Source organism: Acinetobacter sp. CY17 (assembly GCF_059515825.1).
Genome location: NZ_JCAKMX010000016.1, coordinates 1 through 20,730 on the forward strand (window position 1 = coordinate 1; position 20,730 = coordinate 20,730).

General features: G+C 43.2%; 16 protein-coding genes and 1 rRNA gene. 9 read left to right on the forward strand and 8 right to left on the reverse strand.

Going from position 1 to position 20,730, the window contains the following annotated elements; genetic code table 11:
* Positions 1-44 precede the first annotated feature (44 nt).
* Positions 45-1,581, reverse strand: a 16S ribosomal RNA gene (locus AC5YCI_RS11230).
* A 464-nt stretch (positions 1,582-2,045) separates the two neighbouring features.
* Here AC5YCI_RS11230 and AC5YCI_RS11235 point away from each other — a divergent pair.
* The 5 genes from AC5YCI_RS11235 to AC5YCI_RS11255 all read left to right on the forward strand — a co-directional run bounded on the left by AC5YCI_RS11235 (position 2,046) and on the right by AC5YCI_RS11255 (position 5,956).
* Complete coding sequence (locus AC5YCI_RS11235; protein ID WP_496130003.1) at positions 2,046-2,918, forward strand: MlaA family lipoprotein; 873 nt, start codon at positions 2,046-2,048, stop codon at positions 2,916-2,918.
* A 103-nt stretch (positions 2,919-3,021) separates the two neighbouring features.
* Positions 3,022-3,990 carry an RsbU family protein phosphatase GigA gene (gene gigA, locus AC5YCI_RS11240; RefSeq protein ID WP_496130004.1) on the forward strand — a complete coding sequence of 323 codons (969 nt, stop codon included), beginning with the start codon at positions 3,022-3,024 and terminating at the stop codon, positions 3,988-3,990.
* A 113-nt stretch (positions 3,991-4,103) separates the two neighbouring features.
* Positions 4,104-4,619, forward strand: coding sequence for an anti-anti-sigma factor GigB (gene gigB, locus AC5YCI_RS11245; protein WP_496130005.1), 516 nt, complete (start codon positions 4,104-4,106; stop codon positions 4,617-4,619).
* A gap of 12 nt (positions 4,620-4,631) precedes the next feature.
* Entirely contained in the window at positions 4,632-5,456 is an 825-nt protein-coding gene (locus AC5YCI_RS11250) for a carbon-nitrogen hydrolase family protein (protein WP_496130006.1), read from the forward strand.
* Between the two features lie 107 nt (positions 5,457-5,563).
* The gene (locus tag AC5YCI_RS11255; protein WP_496130007.1) at positions 5,564-5,956 is read left to right on the forward strand and encodes a DUF4951 domain-containing protein; all 393 of its coding nucleotides are present in this window, start codon (positions 5,564-5,566) and stop codon (positions 5,954-5,956) included.
* Here the strand turns inward: AC5YCI_RS11255 and gspE are convergent, their stop codons facing one another.
* On the reverse strand, positions 5,957-7,444 hold the full coding sequence (gspE, locus tag AC5YCI_RS11260; protein ID WP_496130008.1) for a type II secretion system ATPase GspE: 1,488 nt from the start codon (positions 7,442-7,444) through the stop codon (positions 5,957-5,959).
* A gap of 88 nt (positions 7,445-7,532) precedes the next feature.
* Between gspE and AC5YCI_RS11265 the strand changes: the two genes are divergently transcribed.
* Positions 7,533-8,339, forward strand: coding sequence for a DUF432 domain-containing protein (locus AC5YCI_RS11265; RefSeq protein WP_496130009.1), 807 nt, complete (start codon positions 7,533-7,535; stop codon positions 8,337-8,339).
* 8 nt (positions 8,340-8,347) lie between these two features.
* On the forward strand, positions 8,348-9,271 hold the full coding sequence (locus tag AC5YCI_RS11270) for a mechanosensitive ion channel family protein (RefSeq protein WP_496130010.1): 924 nt from the start codon (positions 8,348-8,350) through the stop codon (positions 9,269-9,271).
* A gap of 29 nt (positions 9,272-9,300) precedes the next feature.
* Here the strand turns inward: AC5YCI_RS11270 and AC5YCI_RS11275 are convergent, their stop codons facing one another.
* Positions 9,301-11,955 carry a DUF2339 domain-containing protein gene (locus tag AC5YCI_RS11275; protein ID WP_496130011.1) on the reverse strand — a complete coding sequence of 885 codons (2,655 nt, stop codon included), beginning with the start codon at positions 11,953-11,955 and terminating at the stop codon, positions 9,301-9,303.
* Positions 11,956-12,065: 110 nt separating this feature from the next.
* On the opposite strand from AC5YCI_RS11275, the gene polA reads away from it, so the two are divergent.
* Complete coding sequence (gene polA, locus AC5YCI_RS11280) at positions 12,066-14,822, forward strand: DNA polymerase I (RefSeq protein ID WP_496130012.1); 2,757 nt, start codon at positions 12,066-12,068, stop codon at positions 14,820-14,822.
* A gap of 51 nt (positions 14,823-14,873) precedes the next feature.
* On the opposite strand, the gene AC5YCI_RS11285 is transcribed toward polA, so the two are convergent.
* The 5 genes from AC5YCI_RS11285 to ppx are packed head-to-tail and all read right to left on the reverse strand — an operon-like array spanning position 14,874 to position 19,950.
* On the reverse strand, positions 14,874-15,422 hold the full coding sequence (locus AC5YCI_RS11285; protein ID WP_496130013.1) for a YggT family protein: 549 nt from the start codon (positions 15,420-15,422) through the stop codon (positions 14,874-14,876).
* Between the two features lie 25 nt (positions 15,423-15,447).
* Positions 15,448-16,278: a pyrroline-5-carboxylate reductase gene (gene proC, locus AC5YCI_RS11290; protein WP_496130014.1), complete on the reverse strand. Its 831-nt coding sequence runs from the start codon at positions 16,276-16,278 to the stop codon at positions 15,448-15,450.
* A 16-nt stretch (positions 16,279-16,294) separates the two neighbouring features.
* A complete protein-coding gene (gene tilS / locus AC5YCI_RS11295) occupies positions 16,295-17,638 on the reverse strand; it encodes a tRNA lysidine(34) synthetase TilS (RefSeq protein ID WP_496130015.1) in 1,344 nt (447 codons plus the stop codon).
* Positions 17,575-18,396, reverse strand: coding sequence for an acetyl-CoA carboxylase carboxyltransferase subunit alpha (locus tag AC5YCI_RS11300; RefSeq protein WP_496130016.1), 822 nt, complete (start codon positions 18,394-18,396; stop codon positions 17,575-17,577). Before AC5YCI_RS11300 ends, tilS begins: the two co-directional genes overlap by 64 nt.
* 33 nt (positions 18,397-18,429) lie before the next feature.
* Positions 18,430-19,950 carry an exopolyphosphatase gene (gene ppx / locus AC5YCI_RS11305; RefSeq protein WP_496130017.1) on the reverse strand — a complete coding sequence of 507 codons (1,521 nt, stop codon included), beginning with the start codon at positions 19,948-19,950 and terminating at the stop codon, positions 18,430-18,432.
* A gap of 263 nt (positions 19,951-20,213) precedes the next feature.
* Here ppx and trxA point away from each other — a divergent pair, with 263 nt between their 5' ends.
* Positions 20,214-20,534, forward strand: coding sequence for a thioredoxin (gene trxA, locus AC5YCI_RS11310; RefSeq protein ID WP_122900211.1), 321 nt, complete (start codon positions 20,214-20,216; stop codon positions 20,532-20,534).
* Positions 20,535-20,730 lie beyond the last annotated feature (196 nt).

Genomic DNA, 20,730 nt, shown 5'->3' on the forward strand with positions numbered 1-20,730 from the left:
AAGAACAACTTGTTGTGGATTCTTACCGGTCGCCAATCTTTCGTTAAGGAGGTGATCCAGCCGCAGGTTCCCCTACGGCTACCTTGTTACGACTTCACCCCAGTCATCGGCCACACCGTGGTAAGCGTCCTCCTTACGGTTAGACTACCTACTTCTGGTGCAACAAACTCCCATGGTGTGACGGGCGGTGTGTACAAGGCCCGGGAACGTATTCACCGCGGCATTCTGATCCGCGATTACTAGCGATTCCGACTTCATGGAGTCGAGTTGCAGACTCCAATCCGGACTACGATCGGCTTTTTGAGATTAGCATCCTCTCGCGAGGTAGCAACCCTTTGTACCGACCATTGTAGCACGTGTGTAGCCCTGGTCGTAAGGGCCATGATGACTTGACGTCGTCCCCGCCTTCCTCCAGTTTGTCACTGGCAGTATCCTTAAAGTTCCCACCCGAAGTGCTGGCAAATAAGGAAAAGGGTTGCGCTCGTTGCGGGACTTAACCCAACATCTCACGACACGAGCTGACGACAGCCATGCAGCACCTGTATCAGAGTTCCCGAAGGCACCAATCCATCTCTGGAAAGTTCTCTGTATGTCAAGACCAGGTAAGGTTCTTCGCGTTGCATCGAATTAAACCACATGCTCCACCGCTTGTGCGGGCCCCCGTCAATTCATTTGAGTTTTAGTCTTGCGACCGTACTCCCCAGGCGGTCTACTTATCGCGTTAGCTGCGCCACTAAAGCCTCAAAGGCCCCAACGGCTAGTAGACATCGTTTACGGCATGGACTACCAGGGTATCTAATCCTGTTTGCTCCCCATGCTTTCGTACCTCAGCGTCAGTATTAGGCCAGATGGCTGCCTTCGCCATCGGTATTCCTCCAGATCTCTACGCATTTCACCGCTACACCTGGAATTCTACCATCCTCTCCCATACTCTAGCTTCCCAGTATCGAATGCAATTCCTAAGTTAAGCTCAGGGATTTCACATCCGACTTAAAAAGCCGCCTACGCACGCTTTACGCCCAGTAAATCCGATTAACGCTCGCACCCTCTGTATTACCGCGGCTGCTGGCACAGAGTTAGCCGGTGCTTATTCTGCGAGTAACGTCCACTATCCTAGAGTATTAATCTAAGTAGCCTCCTCCTCGCTTAAAGTGCTTTACAACCAAAAGGCCTTCTTCACACACGCGGCATGGCTGGATCAGGCTTTCGCCCATTGTCCAATATTCCCCACTGCTGCCTCCCGTAGGAGTCTGGGCCGTGTCTCAGTCCCAGTGTGGCGGATCATCCTCTCAGACCCGCTACAGATCGTCGCCTTGGTAGGCCTTTACCCCACCAACTAGCTAATCCGACTTAGGCTCATCCATTAACGCAAGGTCCGAAGATCCCCTGCTTTCCCCCGTAGGGCGTATGCGGTATTAGCAGTCGTTTCCAACTGTTGTCCCCCATTAATGGGCAGATTCCTAAGCATTACTCACCCGTCCGCCGCTGAATCCAGTAGCAAGCTACCTTCATCCGCTCGACTTGCATGTGTTAAGCCTGCCGCCAGCGTTCAATCTGAGCCATGATCAAACTCTTCAGTTTAAAATCAATAGTGCCTATAGGGCACCAATCTTGGCTCATCAATTACTGACAAAAAATTTGCTCAAATAAACTTCGAGAAATTCTTACCAATTATCAATGAAAATATATTCGATTGATCAACCAGTAAAAATCCACACAAGTTGTTCTTCATAATCTCTTAATGATTTTCTTGCATCTTCGTCAGAAGCAAGTAGTCGGCTATATTACTCTTATTCCCACAAGAGTCAAGCGATTTATTTCAATCACCGCCGATGGATGGGCATTATAGACAAAGTGATGCATGTTGCAAGTCATTTAGTCTTTAAATACATGAAAAATGTTTTATTTGAATATTTTTTATACATTTTGCGCTTTTTTCTGTATTTTTTGATTAAATTTGCTTTAATAACCTTCTATATAACCGATACAACGCTGTGGCTTTGCCCGATTTACCTTGATAACAGATTAATCAATAAGGATTTTATATGCGTCATTGTTCTTATCTATGGATAGGTCTTGGCAGTTTACTACTGAGCTCAGCAAGTTTTGCCATGGAAAATCAAAAACCGCCTACCGCAAGCAGTGAAGTGTCTCGGCTAGAGAGCTTAAAACAATTAAAACAATTGCGTGTTGATCAATTTAAAGTCGATGCCAATGCTGCACAAAGCGAAGAGGTCAAAGATCCTTTACAACCTTTAAATCGGCAAATTTATGCTTTTAATGATGTGTTAGATCGTACTGTGCTACGTCCTGTTGCGGTAAGCTATAGTGAAAAGGTACCTGAACAAGTACGCGGCTCCTTAACCCAAGCACGAAAAAATCTAGATGAACCTTGGAATGCGGTCAATCAATTCGCACAGGCCAAACCTTTACGTGCCATTAAAACCCTCGGACGTTTTACCATTAACACCCTAACCACCTTAGGTTTTGCTGATCCAGCTAGTCGTCTTGGTTTAGATAGTGAAGATGAGAGTCTAGGCACAACTTTAGGTTTTTATGGCGTCCCATCTGGTCCTTACTTGGTTTTACCTGTAATGGGACCAAGTACACTACGCGATGGTTTAGGTAATATTGTTGACAGCCAAGCACGACCACAAAAATATATGCTTGATGATCATGATGGCTTATATTGGGGTGAAATCGCATGGCGTGGTGTAGATACCCGTGCGCGCCTACTGGATTTAGATGGTGTATTACAAGGTGATAAATATGCAGCCATGCGTGACATTTACCTACAACGAAAGAGCTTTGAAATTGCGCAAAAACGTGATGCCGATGCTGCTGCTATCAGCTTTATTGATGATGAATTTGATGATTCAGTCGATCTAGATGAAGAAAAGCTTGAAATCAATCCGTAAATTTTAAAAAGTTTTACAAAAATTGCAGCATCATTGAATTGATGCTGCAATTGATTGCTATAGTAGTTCAACTCACTGTTATTCAGGATCATACACAGTCTTTATGTATTTCATTCAACCGACTCGCGATATCGCTTATTTAGATCAGGTCTTAGATACGCTACCCAGTGTACAAATGATTCGCATAGAAGACATTCACTTGTATGACCCTACCATTGTCGCGATTGCGGATGTGCAGGATTATTTGACCCATAAATGGAGCTTGCCGACGATTGTGCTGGCCTTTGATCAAGAAGGTAGTGCTTTATCACAAGCTTGGGAACAAGGTGCACTTGCCGGTTGGATTTGGAATCGCTTGCCTGAAAACCCTCAAGCTGCACTACTGCGTATTGATGCTAAATATAAGCGCAACCAAGATAGTCGTGATTTACCTTCCGCAGCTGAATTACAAAAACGCTTATTGCCTAATCCTATTGAATTGCAAAACTATCAAGTTGAAACCTTATTTAAGCCCTCAGCGTATTTATCAGGCGATTGGTACGACTATTGGAAAATCAGTGACAAAGAGATTATGTTCTATTTGGCGGATGTCTCAGGTCATGGCGTGACCAGTTCTTTACTGACCTCGTGGATGGCTGCTTTTCATGGACGTTCTAAAACGCCACGTGAGCTACTCAAAAAACTCAATGGCATGTTGGTGCAAGAAAATATTGAAAAACATATCACCATGCTGGCAGGAATTTTAAACCTAGAAACCCATCAAATTCGTTGGTCAAGCGCAGGACATTATCCACCTGCGATTATTTTTGAGAAAGATCAACCACCTAAAGTGTTAAATACAAGCAGTTTTCCATTGGGTTTAACTGAAGATTTAGAGGTTGAAGAGTTTGAATGCACTTTAAATCGCGACGCGCGGTTCATTATTTGTTCAGATGGTGCGCTTGAACCATTCACAGGCGGCTTAAGCGAACAATTTGAACAATTGGTATTTCATTTGCAAAATCAATCATTTCAAGCACCAGAACATGTTGCGGATGATATTGCCATCTTAAGTTTAAGACGCATGAAATAAAATATTTATCAAATAGTTACAATACTTACAAAGCTTATACGACTCATCCATACTTGAGTTATGCCTACCGCCTATGGGATAATTTTCTATCCTTCTCTGCAAATGGCATTTATATGTCAACAGGTCATGTTGAATACGCAAGTTTAGACGGAACGCATATTTTTAAGCTTATTGGCGAAGTGCGTGCCCAATCTTGCATCAGTCTCGATAAACTTCTCAATAAATTAGAACAGCATGAAAATGTTGTGGGTGCGATTGTTGATTTAACTCAAACCACTTTTATTGATAGCACTGTACTGGGTGTCTTGGCGAAACTGGGGCTTAAGCTCAAGCAAATCCACCAAATTCAAGCTGTGATGCTGTCGACCAATCCAGATATCACTACTTTAGCCAATAGTATGGGCCTAGGTCAGGTCTTTGTGATTTTAAATTACTGTGGTGATCCGCAAGTCTGTACCCGCGCTTTGGTTGAAGATAATATTACCCATCGCAATATGCTGACTACTGTACTCGATGCGCATAAGACCTTAATGAAACTCAACGAAAATAATCAAAATATGTTTGAGCCACTGGTTAAACAACTTGAAAAAGAACAACAAAATTTAGAACAATCAAATCAAAATGTATAAAATGGAGTAGCCATGACTTTTCTTTCTGTTGCACAAATGAACTCCCAAGATGATATTGAAGCTAATTTCAACGTCATTGAACAATTGATGCAGCAGAGTCAAGCAGCCGGCGCATCGTTGATTGTCTTTCCAGAAAACTTCGTCTGTTTTGCAGGTGGCAAACAACGCCAAACCGCAGAGCAGTTTGAAGTGATTCAAGCACGCCTAGAACAGCTCGCCCATCGTTACAATCTCTGGATTGTGGCGGGTACCTTACCCTGCCCATATCGTCCAGATGGTTCAATCATTCAAGATGGACGAGTACGCACTGTGAGCTTATGTATTAGCCCAGAAAAAACTGAAGCGCGTTATGACAAAATTCATTTGTTTGATGTTCAAGTGGGAGATGCAGTCGGTGGCTATCAAGAATCCAAATATTTTGAACCCGGTACAGATGTGGTGGTTGCGAAGACTCCATTTGGTAGTATTGGCCTCATGGTGTGTTATGACTTACGCTTTCCAGAACTTGCACTGCAATTGCGTCAGCAAGGTGCTCATATTTTAACTGCACCTGCGGCTTTTACCTACACCACCGGTCAAATGCACTGGCAACTATTGCTGCAAGCACGCGCAATGGATAGTCAATGCCAAGTCCTAGGTGCAGCGCAGCAAGGTTGGCATGGTGAAAAACGCCAAACTTGGGGGCATACAGCTGCAACTCATTCACGTGGGCATGTTTTAGCTTTAATTGATGAAAACGGTGCAGGCCTAATTACTGTACCTTTTGATTTAGCCGAACAAGCCAAGATTCGTGAATCAATGCCTCTGATGCAGCACCGTGTTTTAGTCAATTATTAATTCTAATTTTGCGATACAAAAACAGCGCTTGCTAGAACCAATCTACCAGCGCTGTTTTTTATGGTGAATTTTTCTATAATCAAAGATTATTTGTTTAGGTTATTCCAATGCTAAAACTGGCTTTGATTACGGCAGCTTTGCTCGCCTTTTCTCCTTTGACTCAAGCTGAACTGACGATTTCTGAAAAAGTCCGTCCTGCGCTTAAATCATTGGTGAATCCTGCCTACCAACGTATGCCAATTCCCTCTACCCCCAATAACATTAACCTACCGAGTTTTGGTCAAGGAATTATTGGTTGGGGCACAGGCCCAGATGGTGCAGAAGCACGCTTAAATAATATAAGCGCAGCCGATGTAGCACAGATGAAAATCCAAGGCGTGACTTTAAATATGGCAAAGGCATGGCAAGCCTTTTATGAAAATGAAACCTTGCGCAATCCTGGCAACCCAACTGCACCGTTTCGTGCCCAGCTTATGCAGAAGATTGTCAGCCTTTGGTAATCACTCACTTGCTGCATTGGTGACACGTAATACCTCTTCTAAGGTGGTTTTACCCTGTAACACTTTGTTTAAGCCATCATTACGGATCGAGCCTGCCGACTGGCGGGCATACTGTTCTAGCTCAAATTCTGCGGCATTGCCATGGATAAGACGGCGCATTTGATCATCTACAGGCACAATTTCATAAATCGCAGTACGACCACTAAAACCGGTGTGTCCACAGTATTCACAACCTTTTGGATGAGGGAGCTGTAAGGCGTCTTGCGCTTGAACATCAGCAAAGACTTGTCGCTCAAACTCATCCGCTGCGCGCCACGTCACACAGTGATGACACAAGGTACGCACCAAACGCTGGGCAATCACCCCAATTAAAGAACTCGACAATAAAAATGGTTCAATGCCCATATCTTTTAAACGGGTCACCGCACCAATTGCGGTATTGGTATGCAAGGTAGACAAGACCAAATGACCGGTTAAGGATGCCTGTACCGCAATTTCAGCAGTTTCTAAATCACGAATTTCACCCACCATCACCACATCTGGATCTTGACGTAGCATGGCTTTTAGAGCGCGAGCAAAGGTCATATCCACTTTGGTGTTGACTTGGGTCTGACCAATGCCTTCGAGTTGATACTCAATCGGATCTTCAGCAGTTAAAATATTACGTGAACCATCATTAAGATCTGCAAGCGCCGCATACAGCGTGGTGGTTTTACCTGAACCAGTTGGGCCCGTCACTAAAATAATGCCATGCGGACGATGCACCAAAGTGCTTAAACGTGTGTAGTCCTCGTGCATGAGACCCAAATGACTCATATTCAGACGACCGGCTTGTTTATCCAATAAACGCATTACCACGCGTTCACCATGACTCGATGGCAAGGTCGAAACACGCACATCTACTTCACGTCCAGCCAAACGTAACGAAATACGACCATCTTGCGGCACACGTTTTTCGGCAATATCTAAGCGTGCCATGACTTTAATCCGTGACACCAACAGCGGGGCGAGTTCACGGCGCGGCTGGACAATCTCTCGCAATTGTCCATCGACGCGTAATCGTACCGAGAGTTTTTTCTCAAAAGATTCAATATGAATATCTGAAGCACCGACCCGAATCGCCTCAGACAGCAAGGCATTAATCAGACGCACAATCGGCGCATCATCTTCTTGATCCATCAAATCTTCAGCTTCAGGTACAGAATCGGCTAAAGACAATAAATCAGGATGATCTTCTAAACCTGCGGCAACCTGCTGCGATTCATTACTATCACCCGCAAAACTTATACTGAGTAATTGGCTAAATTGTTGTTCGTCATATAGTTCATGCTGAGCAGGCACGCCCAAAATACGTCTTGCTTCTTGAATGGCAAGTAAAGGCGTATGTTCACGGCGCACGATAATCGGCTGATCACCCGCATAACGAATTAAAATGGCATGCCGTTTAGCAAAACTATAAGGAATTTGTACATGTTTTAATGGCTGCATCACAAATTATCATGATGAAAAAAATTGTTTTGAGTGTACTCTAAGCACATGACAACGTGAAGTCAGTTTTTTGCGGACTAGGATATTAATGCACTCTAATGCCTTGAGCCCGATTGCCAAATGGTGGGGCGAATATAGTTTTGAGATTGGTCAGGCACGTGCTTGGCAATTTGGTTCTTTGCTGCTGCGTTTAACGCGTGGTTTACAGGAGTGGCGCTTAGAATATCATCGCCCACAAGTGCAATATGATTATGAACAGCAGTGGCACCCGATAGAGGATCCCGCTTTTGCTTTTCCACAGCCAGTCCATATCGAACGCTATATGTTTAAAAGCACACATGGTACTGTACAGTTGATGCCGCGTTTAGCCAATCGTTCTGTAGTAATTAAACCCGTTGATCCCATTTATATTCCCGCCAGTCAACGCGGTACTTTATATATTAGTACCCCACTTTGGATTGCAGGTTTTGTCGAAGGACAACGCGAACCCTTGTTTGATATTCCCGTGATTTTGCCTAAAGATACTTGGTTTGGTCCAAATCCACGCTTAGGTGAGATTTGTTATGCCACGTCTGTGGATGGCCGTACTGAACTCAATCAACTCAAACCGCGTTCATTTCGTGCCATTACCCCCATTGAATTTCATAACACCAGTAATCAGCAATTACGCTTTGACCGGATGAACGTACCCGTGACCGCCCTACCACTGTTTTTTAGTGAAAGTACCGGCCGTTTATGGACCTCGCAAATTCGCGTCAATCATGAAGGCTTAGATCGACCACCCCGTATTCGTATTGAAAACCGCACCCCGATTCATGCCGGAGAAGTCACCTATCTACAACCGCCACGCGAATCAGGCAGCGTGTTGTTTAATATGTTTGATTCATTCTTCTAGGGATTGTTATGTCAGATTCAAAAATTGTCGATGGTGTATTTAGCAGTCTCACCGGTACCTTTTCCGGTTGGAAGAGCGAACGCATCATTGAAATTATTATTGCCGTTGTCATTATTATCTTAGGCTTCTTTATTGCCCGATTGGTGTCCAATACCTTTATTCGCACCGTAGGCACCAAGTTTAATGCCCATCAAAGTTTGGTCTGGCGACGCGGGATTTTCTACAGTATTTTCTTGCTGTTTATGATCGCAGGCTTAAAAGAAGCCGGTTTTAAACTCAGTGTATTTTTAGGTGCGGCGGGGATTTTAACCGTTGCTTTAGGTTTTGCTTCACAAACCTCAGCCAGCAACTTAATTAGTGGTATGTTTCTAATTGGCGAAGGCTCGTTTGAAGTCGGTGATACCATTCAAATTACCCTGATTCGTGGTCATACCATTGAAGGTGAAGTAATTTCAATTGATTTACTCTCAGTCAAACTCCTTACTCAAGACAATGTTTATGTACGCTTACCCAACGAACAACTGATTCGCGCCCCAGTACAAAACTTATCTAAATTTCCTATCCGACGCATTCCAATTACCCTTGCCATCAACTTTGATGAAGACATCATTAAAGTGCGTCGGGTTTTATTAGATGTGGCACAAAAATATCCCTTGGTATTGGCTGATCCTAAACCCGCAGTAACTGTGACTTCCTTTGGTGAATCTTCGATTGAAATATTGTTTGCAGTGTGGTGTCAGCGTGAAAACTTTTTAAAAGTTAAAGATGAGCTGCATGAGCGTATTCGTAATGGTTTCGTGGATAATCAAATTGAGATTCCTGTACCCAAAATGGGCTTTGTTGATCGCCCTATTCCATCTGCTCCAACACAGCAGATGGACATAGATGAATATGCCCATAAACAAGACATACAACGTGAGCCTAAGCTTTAACACCTCGCCCAACTTAAGGTTGGGCTTTTTTAGCTGTGCTGTTCAGGCATTGGTGCAATATAAGCAATAATTAACATCAGTAAACCTGCGCCTAAAAATGACAATACTCGACTTAGGGTGCCAATATTTGCTAAATCAAATAAAGCTAATTTCAAGCTCACCAATAGCAATACACTCGCCCCGAGTATCCACACACTCTTGAGCTGCTTGCGACTCGCAAATTGCATCGTGATAAAGGCTAAAATGACCCACAGTAAGGTTAAGCTCATTTGTACTGTGGCATCTTGCCAAATGGCAATGCTGTTATAGGGCGTATCTAGATAAACATGTAAGGCACGCAATAAAATATAACTACTTAGCCACAGCACACCCAATACCCCACATACACCGAGTAAACCACGTTCCAAGCCAGATTTTTGCTGCTGTAGCAGTATCCAAATAAAGTTGGTGAGCATCGCGATACTTACTGCATCAAAGGGGTTAATCACAGGTGCAACATAAGCATCAAAACTTTCTTGGGCAAATAATTGCGAACTGAGTATCCATATCGCCATGACCACCAGGCTACTACGCGCTTGCCACCACTGTGACCAGAGTGCCTTTTGCTTGTAGCAGTACAGCGCAAAAACCAGTGGTAAAATCACCATACTCACAAAGGGCATATGCGGCAGTAAACTGCTACTGGCCAAAGCCAAACTGATTAAAGTCGTCAGACTGACCCATTCACGATCGTCATAAATGGCCTGTAATGGGCGGATACACACCGCACTCAGCAATATGAGTGCGGTAAAAAATAAGCCTTGCTCTAAGCCATTTTCCCATATGATTTGACCATGCTTTACATGGCCAAGCAGCAACCAAAAGGCATAAGTAAAAATTGGTAATAAGCCAATCCATTTAGGTAAAGCCCATGTCCATGTGGCGCGGCGATTAATTAGCCCTTCATTGATAAGCAGATAAACTAAACCAACTATGCTTAGCGTGATCACGCCTTGCAATGCCCCCTCTAAGGCATCTAATAACAATACCTGGAGCAAAATGACCGCCACAAACATTAAGCCACTTAAGAATATTACATCTAAGGTTGCAAGCTGCTGACGATAGTGTTGAGTACTATTGCTGATCACCACAACCGCTATAAACAGCAGCGCTAATACCCAATAGATATGACTGGCAAAATGGTCTAGATCAACTAAATAATAAGCCGCGCTAGCGCCTGCAAGCATCAGCAATGCCATAGCCACATAACGGCTAATAGCAGATTGGCGCTGTAAGGCCAATACAAACACCGCTGTACCCAGTACAGACCAGCCTACGACACTCCATTCCTTAGGCAGTAAAATCGCAGGGATAAATGCTATAAACAGCAGTGCTAGGCTAAAGTAACTGTGCTTAATCCAACTCATTTGCTGCTGACGTTTGGCAATAAAATATAAAATTCCGTATAGCAGCGCATAAGCTGCACTCAGCAAGGCTTGCGTTTTGATTTGTTCAAAATAAATTAAATACAACGCGCCATAAGCAAAGAGCGGTGCGCCAAATAACAAACCTAAATCAAGCGTCGGTTTTAAAGCAAAGCCCTGCACATCTTGCTGAGATAACAACTGACTAAAACGAAAAGCCAACCAAATAAACACCAGACTATGCAGCACTACATATAGTGCAATTAACTCTTGTTGGCTGTCTTGTCCAAACCAAAATACATAGGCGCCGCCAACCCACAACGTGACTAAAAAACCCACTTGATTGAGCGCTTTCCATGCGCGCCAAGTCCCAAGCCATGCAATAGCCATATTCACAACCAAATAGTAGGCTAAAAATTCTGCAGCAGTTGCTTCACGAACGGGCAAAGTAAACGGCGCCGCATAAGCAATCAACATCGCCATAAAGGCCAGCTCAATACTGTTTTGTTTTAAGCTTAAATAAATACTGACAGCCATTAAGGCTGCAAAGGCTAAACTGGCCACAACAAAGCTTGGCAAAATTTGATTGTAATAACTAAAAAATAAATCCAAACATAAGATTGCCAGCCCCAACCCTTGTAAAGCCAAGGCAAAGCTACGGTTTTTGTTGCTTAAACACAGCCCCAATAGCGTAATTGCTGTGGCAATAACCGCGAGAACTGATAATTTTAAGGTTAAGCTGATTTGCCAATATTCTGTCGCAAAGCGCAATAATAGAATAATGCCAACTATTAAAATCAGCATAGCCCCTTTAAGCACAGGGTTGCCCTGTAATAGCCATGTCATGATACTCTGCGGCAGCGAGGAGCGACTATCACTAGGTACAGGCACTGAATTAAATCTTGGTAGGGCTACTGACTCCTCTAACGATTCAGGCTGTTGTTGCAGTAAGCCAGTGATTTTTCGTTCTAACTGTTGCAACCAACTCAGTAAAAAATAAATCCACAAACTTAATGCCAAAGCAAATAGCCAAGACCACTGCAACACAGCGGCAACTACCGCAACCACTGAACATAAATACAAAGGCACACGTGAACGTGCAGGCGCTTGTGGCTCAGTTTGAGTCGCTAAAGCATTGACATATTGCATAATACTCATGACAAAGGCTAAGCCACATAACACACTGATCACCTGATGTTTAAAGACAAACCACGCAGAAAATCCTAAGATCAGCAAGCCAAGTAACCACATCATGCGCAGTTCAGATTGCTTATGGGTCATTGTTTTGTTCTCAAGTGTTTTAATGATGATACAACAGCCAATAGGATGTTGAATGGCATATGCTAAAATCAACAACAATACTATTGATGCAAAAAATTAGGATTCCTCGCATGCCACCATTTGTATTGGTCGATGGCTCATACTTTTTATTTCGTGCCTTTCACGCCCTCCCACCATTAACCACCTCCACAGGCTTGCATACCAATGCGGTGCGCGGTGCAATTTCTGCCATTCAAAAATTGATGCGTCGTACTCAGCCTACCCATATGGCGGTGATCTTTGATACCTCAGAGCCAACTTTCCGCCATCATTTATCACCCATTTATAAAGGTGACCGCCCAAGTATGCCAAGCGAACTTGCAGAGCAAATTCCGTATTTGCATGCCTTGATTCGTGCTTTAGGCATTCCATTACACTTTTTAGCCGGTGCCGAAGCTGACGATATTATTGGCACATTGGCCAAGCGTGCAGAAGCTTTAGGTCATCAAGTGTTAATTTCAACTGGTGATAAAGACATGGCGCAATTGGTCACGGAAAAAGTTACTTTAGAAGACAGCTTTAAAGAACGTCCTATGGATATTCAAGCGGTATTTGATAAGTTTGGTGTGTGGCCGCATCAAATTATCGATTACCTCACTTTAATGGGTGATGCATCTGACGGTATTATGGGTGTACCAGGGGTTGGTGCTAAAACTGCAGCGAAACTGTTAACCGAATACGGATCAATTGGCGGTATTTTAGAAAACGTCGATAAGATCAAAGGTAAAGTCGGTCAAAATATCAAAGACAGCGTTGAAGGCATTACCCTTGACCATCAATTGGCCAGTATTGTTTGCGACCTAGATTTAAACTTTGGTTATGAGGATCTTAAACTGCAAGAACCCAATGTAGACGAATTGCGCCGTTTATATACCGAGCTTGAATTCCGTAACCAATTACAGTCTTTAGACCATCCCAATAATCCCAACAGCCCACAATATAAAAAGATTAATCAAGCTTTAGATACTCAGCCGCAAAGCGTAGAGGTTATACAACAAGCTGCGCAAACGAGTACAGATGATCAACTTGGTCAAGCCAAATACCATACTGTACTGAGTCAAGCCGATTGGGACAATCTATGGGCGCGTTTAAACACTGCAACGCGTTTTGCTTTTGATACCGAAACCACCAGCCTTGATTATCGCGTGGCGGAAATTGTTGGTTTTTCAGTGGCTTTTGATGCAAGCGATGCCTACTACGTCCCATTAGCCCATGATTACGACGGTGCACCTGAACAACTTAATCGTGAGCAAATCCTCGCGCAAATCAAACCAATTCTAGAAAATCCTAATATTGATAAAATTGGTCATCACCTCAAATACGACGCGCATGTGTTAGAAAACCATGGTATTCATTTACAAGGTTGGTATTTTGATACCATGCTGGCCTCTTATGTTTTAAATTCTGTGGCGACACGGCATGGTATGGATGATGTCGCGCGGGTCTATTTAAGTCACTTTACCACTACATTTGAGCAAATCGCTGGCAAAGGTGCTAAGCAAAAAACCTTTAATCAAATTGAGATTGAAACAGCTGCCCACTATGCCGCAGAAGATGCGCATGTGACCTATCGTCTTTATGAAGTGCTCGATGAAAAGCTTAAAGCCATTCCTGAACTAAGCAATATTTTGCATCATATTGAAATGCCTACCGCGCGTGTTTTAAGCGTAATGGAAGAAAATGGCATTCAGCTTGATTTAGCTTTTTTAGAGCAGTTAGGTAATGATTTTGCCACTGCCATTGCAGCGTTAGAGCAAAAGATCACTGAAATTGCTGGTGAAAGCTTTAATGTCAGCTCACCGAAACAAGTCGGTGAAGTACTGTTTGAAAAATTGGGCTTAAAAGGTGGTAAAAAAACCTCGACGGGTCAATACAGCACCAGTGAAAGTATTTTAGAGAAAATTGAGCATCCAATCGCGGAATTGATTTTAGAATATCGCGGCTTAACTAAACTCAAAAGCACCTACACCGATGGTTTAATTAAACAAGCCAACGATGCAAGTGCCCGTGTGCATACCAGTTACCATCAAGCGTTAACCGCAACAGGTCGTTTATCTTCGACTGATCCGAACTTACAAAATATTCCAGTCCGTGAGCAAATCGGCCGTCAAATTCGTAAAGCCTTTGTGGCACCTGAAGGTCGTGTGTTACTCGCAGCCGATTACTCACAAATTGAACTGCGTTTAATGGCACATTTTTCGCAAGATGATGCCTTAGTCGACGCCTTTAACCATAATCAAGATGTGCATCGTCGTACTGCGGCAGAAGTATTGGGCATTGCTTTAGACGATGTGAGCAATGACCAACGTCGTCAAGCCAAAGCGGTGAACTTTGGTCTGCTGTATGGTATGTCGGAATTTGGTTTAACCCGTCAGCTCGGTTTTAGCCGCCAAGAATCACAAGAGTATATTAAAAAGTACTTTAACCGTTATCCAGGTATTTACGAATATATGCAGCGCACCCGCCAAGTGGCTTTAGAGCAAGGCTTTATTGAAACTATTAGCGGTCGTCGTTTATATACGCCTGATATTGATGCACGTAATATGATGGTACGTAAAGCCGCAGAACGTGCTGCCATTAATGCACCTTTACAAGGCTCAGCAGCAGATATCATTAAAATGGCGATGATTGAAGTGGATAAAATCTTACCGAAGGATCAAGCTAAATTATTACTACAAGTACACGATGAATTGGTCTTTGAAGTAGATCAAGATATTGCCGATCAACTCGCTGAGCAATTACGTGACGTCATGCAATCTGTTGTTCAACTCTCTGTACCTTTAATTGTGGAAGTTGGGAAGGGTCAAAACTGGGACCAAGCACACTAAAACGTTAAAAACAAAAAAGGACGCCACGGCGTCCTTTTTTTGAAGCTTTATTTATACAATTGAGCTGAGCATCATTTCAGCAATATATAAGGTAAAGAATGCCAAAATAGGCGATAAATCAATCATCCCCATATTAGGCATAATCTTACGAAACGGTGCTAACATCGGTTCGGCCAACTCTTGAATCAGATCAATATAAGGCGAGCGGGTTTGGCTAAACATTTGAATCCAACTACAAATAATGTAAGCAAAGAGTAAATATTTTAAAATTGAAACCAATGAATGCAACATAGACAACACAGTGCTGATAATAAAGTAACCTGCCCCACCTGTTGGCTGCGCATTTAAGTATTTAAAGCCAAAGACCTTTAGAAAATACAACAATACGGTGAGCACCAGTGCTGCTAAATTGACACGACCACCTGCAATTGTTGGCAAAATACGCCCAAACACATCCACAATTTTAGTGGCTTTGGCCGTTGACTGTACCACGGGGTTATAGGCATTTACCCCAGCCAGTTGCATTAAAAAGCGGAAGAACACCAATAAAATCGCGACATTAATAATAATGTCAAAAAATAGCGCAGAGGTTGCACCCATACTTAAACTTTCCTAAATAAAAAACTTATTTACTGCTTTCGCTTAACTCTTGCGCCAACTCTTGGCTACGGGTTTTGGCTGCTGCCAATGCTGCTTGAATATTTTGTGAAATATGCGCACGATCAAACACTTCAATTGCAGCTTGCGTTGTACCATTAGGTGAAGTGACATTTTTACGTAATTGTGCTGGCGTACTGGCACTGGTAATCGCCATTTGTGCTGCACCGAGTGCAGTCTGTAGAGTCAGCTCAGTGGCAGTTTTTTCATCCAAACCTAAGTTTTTGCCTGCACGAATCATACTTTCCATCATATAGAAAAAGTATGCAGGACCCGAACCTGATACTGCCGTCACCGCATCAATTTGCGACTCAGTTGTTACCCAAATAGTTAAACCAGTAGCCGCCAGAACTTGACTGGCTAAATGTCGATCTGCCTGATTGACAACATCAGTGGCAAATAACCCATGCGCCCCAGTTTGAACTAAAGCTGGGGTATTTGGCATGACTCGTACAACGCGCTGTGTATCTAAAAGATTTGCAATCGTTGCAACTTCTGCCCCTGCCACAATTGAAATCACCAGCTTATCTGCAAATAAACCTTTCAATGGTTTAAGCACTTGAGCAAGTACTTGGGGTTTGACAGCAAATACTACAATGTCGGCATTTAAAATTGCTGCAGCATTATCGGTGGTCACTTGTACTTTTTTTTCTGCCAGTAAGTCACGCACAGCTTCTACTGGGTCAGACACTGTAATACGCGTCGGCGCTAAACCACGAGCAATCAAGCCACCAATTAAGGCTTGAGCCATATTTCCGCCACCAATAAAACTAATATTACAATCTAAAACAGCACTCATGATTTTTTGCTCAAGGTTAATGATCAATCAATAACTTGGGTTGCCAGCCATTGCTTTGACAATAGATTGACTCGGCAAGCCAAAATCCTTTTGGGGTAAAAACGCCTAGCATAACATCATCTTTGCTTAATATTTGTATCTGATGGCGTTGCCAAGGAAAAATTTGCGCCTCCTGAATCGCTTTTTTTAACGGCCAGCGCCCCACTCTTCCATACAGATGGATCTTCTCGCCGCCTACACGCGGGCTTAACATCAGTTTTTGACCCAATAGTTTTGGGTCTAAGCCAAGTGACGCTGTTTGAAGAGCAAATTGCCCTGCGGCAACTTGAATTGTTTGTTGCTCATCAAGCTGTAAAATTTCCGTAGAAATCGGATGTTGCTGTGCCAAATAATCAGCTTTACTAACCTTATACAGCACATTTTGATAACGTAAATAATAGAATCCAGCATGATGCAGCGCCGCTTGCGCGTCAGTTTTAGCGGCAATGACTTCTGTTTGAATACGTTCCACCATAGCCAGACTTGGACGATATTGTGCCTCACCCTTGATCCAATTAGAGAGCAACTGGCGTTGCCTTGCTTTTGATAACTGTAACAGCTGAGGGATCTGTAAGTGCTGGGCATTGCCACACATTTGTAAATCTTGCGCTGCAACTTCTGCCAAAATATCAGCAGCATCTTGCATTAAATAACTGTTACGACTCACGGCTTGCTGCATTTTAGGAAAACGCGAGTTTAACAGCGGCCATAAGGTTTCACGGCACCAAGCACGGTCATAGTGGGTATCAAAGTTGGTTGGATCCTGAATAAAGGCAATGTTGTCTTGCTCAACCCAAACTGCGATTTGCTCACGTGATATATCTAAGAATGGTCGCCAGATCTTGAAGCCATCACGCTGATCCAAAGCCGACATGGCACTTAAACCACCCACGCCACTACCTGAAAATAAATTCAGCAACACAGTTTCGGCTTGATCTTGTTGATGATGCGCCAAGACTAAAATTTCGTTAGGCAAAATATGCTGCCTAAAGGCTTGATAACGAGCAATTCGTGCTTGGTTTTCTAGATTACCCTCTTGCACGTCTACATTGACCACCAGACAAGGAATGCTTAGTTTTTCGCATTCTGCGCGCACAAAATCACCCCAACTGGCACTTAAGTCTTGCAGCTGGTGATTAATATAAATGGCGCGGATTTTTTCAGGAAATACAGCAGACATCACCTGTAGCAGCAACATGGAGTCCATGCCGCCACTACACGCGATTAAAAAGCTTGACTCAGCATAAGGCCAAGTGGTTAAGAGGCGAGACCTAAGTTGTTGCTGCCAAACTTCATTAAACGTTGGTAACGTGCTTCGCATCGCTCTTCGGCACTCATTGGTTGTAATTCAGCTAAAGCTTGCTTTAACACATCTTTAAGCGCGTACATCACATTTTCAGGATCTAAATGCGCACCTTCACCTTCGTCAACCACGTACTCAACAATACCAATTTTTTGTAGTTTTTCTGCAGTTAAGGCTAAAGCTTCGCTGGCTTGTTCTGCCTTTTCAGCCGTCTTCCATAAAATAGACGCACAGCCTTCAGGTGAAATCACAGAATAAATACTATGCGACAGCATAATCACGCGATCCGCAACACCAATACCTAAAGCGCCGCCTGAGCCACCTTCACCAAGCACTGTTGCAACAACAGGCACTTTAAGGCTTGAAAGCTGTGCTAAACTTGAAGCAATCGCTTCTGCTTGACCACGCTCTTCTGCACCTACCCCTGGGTATGCGCCCATCGTATCAATAAAGGTAAATACCGGTAAGTTAAAGCGCTCTGCCATATCCAGCAAACGCTGTGATTTACGGTAGCCTTCAGGATTACACATCCCAAAGTTATGTTGTAGTTTTTCACGTGTACTACGACCACGGTGCTGACCAATCACCATCACAGGTTGACCGTCTAAGCGGGCTAAACCACCAATCATGGCACCATCATCACCAAATAAACGGTCGCCATGCAACGCGTCAAATTCAGTGAAGATTTCACCAACATAATCCAAGAATTGCGGACGCTCCGGATGACGTGCAATTTGAACCGTTGTCCATGCTTTAGATACAGCTTTATTTTTCATAGGTCGACCATTATCCCTTAATTAACCCGTTCGTTAATCGATAAATTGTTCCGACTGAATATTCAATTCAATATCCCAATGCTTAAATTGCACTTGTTCATCATGTAACTCGGCAACGAGCAGAGGCCATTGTTTGGCATCACCAGAAACGCTAAGTTGCCATTGTTGCGCATTGATCACCTGTAATTCAATGGCAGGAAGCATCTCATCGCTACGACTGTGGTTGAGCAAAACTGCAAGGCGAAGTAATAGACATAAGTAGATGAGTTTTTGCCCACCTACGCGTAAAACGTCAACTTTAGCTTCACTCCGTAGTTTACGGCGATGATGTGCGACCAAATGAGAGAGATAATTTTGGTCAATTTGTGAGAAGCCGGCAATATCAGAGTGTTGCAAAAGATATGCGCTATGACGGTGATAACCACTGTGACTAATGGCCAGACCAATTTCGTGTAAATACGCGGCACGGCGCAGTAAATCACTGTCGTCTACAGTTAAATTTAAGGCTGGCGCAACACTTTCAAATAGATGCTGTGCGGTCGCCACTACACGTTCAGCTTGTTTAGGGTCGGCATTGTAACGCCCCATTAAAGCATGTACCGAACGATCGCGAATATCTTCATGTTGGAAACGACCCAGCAAGTCATACATCACGCCTTCACGTAATGCACCATCCGAATAAACCAGCTTATCAATGTTTAATACATCAAAAACTGCATATAAAATGGCAATACCGGCTGGCAAAACTGCTCGACGATCTTCTTTTAGGCCATCAAGTTCTATGTCAGACACGTGCTTATATTTAAGCATTTTGTCTTTGATTTTTTCTAAGCCTTCACGGGTCAGTTCTTGTTTTTCATTACTCCACCCCATATTCACACAAATCTGACGACAGGCTTTGATGGTACCACTTGAACCGACCACCGTATCCCAACCTGAGTCTTTATAAGTATTGACCAAACCTGACACTTCTTTACGAGCCGCTGTCATGGCACGTTCAAATGCTTTTTGACTAATTTCACCATCAGCAAAGTAAGCCTTGGTAAATGCTACACAGCCCATTTGTACCGATTCGGTATGAATCGGTTCAAACTCTTCACCAATAATCAGCTCAGTCGAACCACCACCAATATCAATCACCAAGCGACGACCACTATTTTCCATGGTATGTGAAACGCCTAAATAAATTAAACGCGCCTCTTCACGACCCGCAATAATTTCAATCGGCTTTGGTAAAATTTCAGCGGCTTTTTGAATAAATTCATGTCCGTTTTTCGCTTGGCGCAGTGCATTGGTCGCCACAATACGTAAACGATTGGGCTGTACTGAACCTAAACGACCAACAAAACGCGCCAAACAAGCTAAACCACGTTGCTGGGCAGCTTCAGTTAGGTTCTTATTTTCATCAAGACCAGCAGCTAACTGAACCTTTTCTGACATTGAGGCAACTTTTTTTACTTCGCCATGATCAACACGCGCAATCGCCAAATGAAAGCTGTTCGATCCCATATCGATGGCAGCAAGCAACTCTTCATCAATCAAAAAGTCTGACATTATTTAAACAAATCCTTGCAGAATTGCCCCCTAGATTAATTCACATATATGCAATTTAAAAGCCATTTGTGCACTGATTTTTCTAAGATTGCTTTTTTAGCCGCTTGGTTAATTGTGTTACACGATGAATACCATCGTGATCATCCATTAGACAAACTCCATCGAAAGCCACAAAATTTAAATATTCCCCTACATTGTTACAGATGGCTATGTAATACTAATAATTATAGAGCTATCTTAAAAAATCATCTGGAGCCAAATCCATGTCTATCGTAAATACCACTGAAGCAACTTTCGCGGCTGACGTTTTAGAGTCTGATGTACCTGTTCTTGTTGACTTCTGGGCGGGCTGGTGTGCGCCATGTAAAGCCATTGCACCTGTACTTGAAGTACTTGCAACTGAATACGAAGGTAAAGTGAAAATTGTTAAAGTTGACGTAACACAATTACAATCTGTTGCTGCAGACTATAACATTCGTAACATCCCTGCTTTGCTTATGTTCAAAAATGGTGAAGTTGTCGGTACTCAAGTGGGTGCTGCACCAAAATCAAAATTAGCTGCTTTCATTGACGAAAACATCTAACTCGAACATCTGATCTATTCACCTCGTCTAGATCATGATCTTAAAAATACGTTGTGCTTATGCAACGTATTTTTTTGACTGCTAAATTGACAAAGTCTAGTTTCTCTTCTATATTGCATGTTCAAGAAATAAAGGATGTCAATCCTGTCATTTTCTTACAAGACACAACACATAACATGCCGCTCGGCAACAGCAA

What these genes read in the sequence shown, in the direction of transcription:
- AC5YCI_RS11235 (WP_496130003.1), top strand. Translation starts at nt 2,046, where the DNA reads ATGCGTCATTGTTCTTATCTATGGATAGGTCTTGGCAGTTTACTACTG.
- gigA (WP_496130004.1), top strand. Translation starts at nt 3,022, where the DNA reads ATGTATTTCATTCAACCGACTCGCGATATCGCTTATTTAGATCAGGTC.
- gigB (WP_496130005.1), top strand. Translation starts at nt 4,104, where the DNA reads ATGTCAACAGGTCATGTTGAATACGCAAGTTTAGACGGAACGCATATT.
- AC5YCI_RS11250 (WP_496130006.1), top strand. Translation starts at nt 4,632, where the DNA reads ATGACTTTTCTTTCTGTTGCACAAATGAACTCCCAAGATGATATTGAA.
- AC5YCI_RS11255 (WP_496130007.1), top strand. Translation starts at nt 5,564, where the DNA reads ATGCTAAAACTGGCTTTGATTACGGCAGCTTTGCTCGCCTTTTCTCCT.
- gspE (WP_496130008.1), bottom strand. Translation starts at nt 7,444, where the DNA reads ATGCAGCCATTAAAACATGTACAAATTCCTTATAGTTTTGCTAAACGG.
- AC5YCI_RS11265 (WP_496130009.1), top strand. Translation starts at nt 7,533, where the DNA reads ATGCACTCTAATGCCTTGAGCCCGATTGCCAAATGGTGGGGCGAATAT.
- AC5YCI_RS11270 (WP_496130010.1), top strand. Translation starts at nt 8,348, where the DNA reads ATGTCAGATTCAAAAATTGTCGATGGTGTATTTAGCAGTCTCACCGGT.
- AC5YCI_RS11275 (WP_496130011.1), bottom strand. Translation starts at nt 11,955, where the DNA reads ATGACCCATAAGCAATCTGAACTGCGCATGATGTGGTTACTTGGCTTG.
- polA (WP_496130012.1), top strand. Translation starts at nt 12,066, where the DNA reads ATGCCACCATTTGTATTGGTCGATGGCTCATACTTTTTATTTCGTGCC.
- AC5YCI_RS11285 (WP_496130013.1), bottom strand. Translation starts at nt 15,422, where the DNA reads ATGGGTGCAACCTCTGCGCTATTTTTTGACATTATTATTAATGTCGCG.
- proC (WP_496130014.1), bottom strand. Translation starts at nt 16,278, where the DNA reads ATGAGTGCTGTTTTAGATTGTAATATTAGTTTTATTGGTGGCGGAAAT.
- tilS (WP_496130015.1), bottom strand. Translation starts at nt 17,638, where the DNA reads ATGCGAAGCACGTTACCAACGTTTAATGAAGTTTGGCAGCAACAACTT.
- AC5YCI_RS11300 (WP_496130016.1), bottom strand. Translation starts at nt 18,396, where the DNA reads ATGAAAAATAAAGCTGTATCTAAAGCATGGACAACGGTTCAAATTGCA.
- ppx (WP_496130017.1), bottom strand. Translation starts at nt 19,950, where the DNA reads ATGTCAGACTTTTTGATTGATGAAGAGTTGCTTGCTGCCATCGATATG.
- trxA (WP_122900211.1), top strand. Translation starts at nt 20,214, where the DNA reads ATGTCTATCGTAAATACCACTGAAGCAACTTTCGCGGCTGACGTTTTA.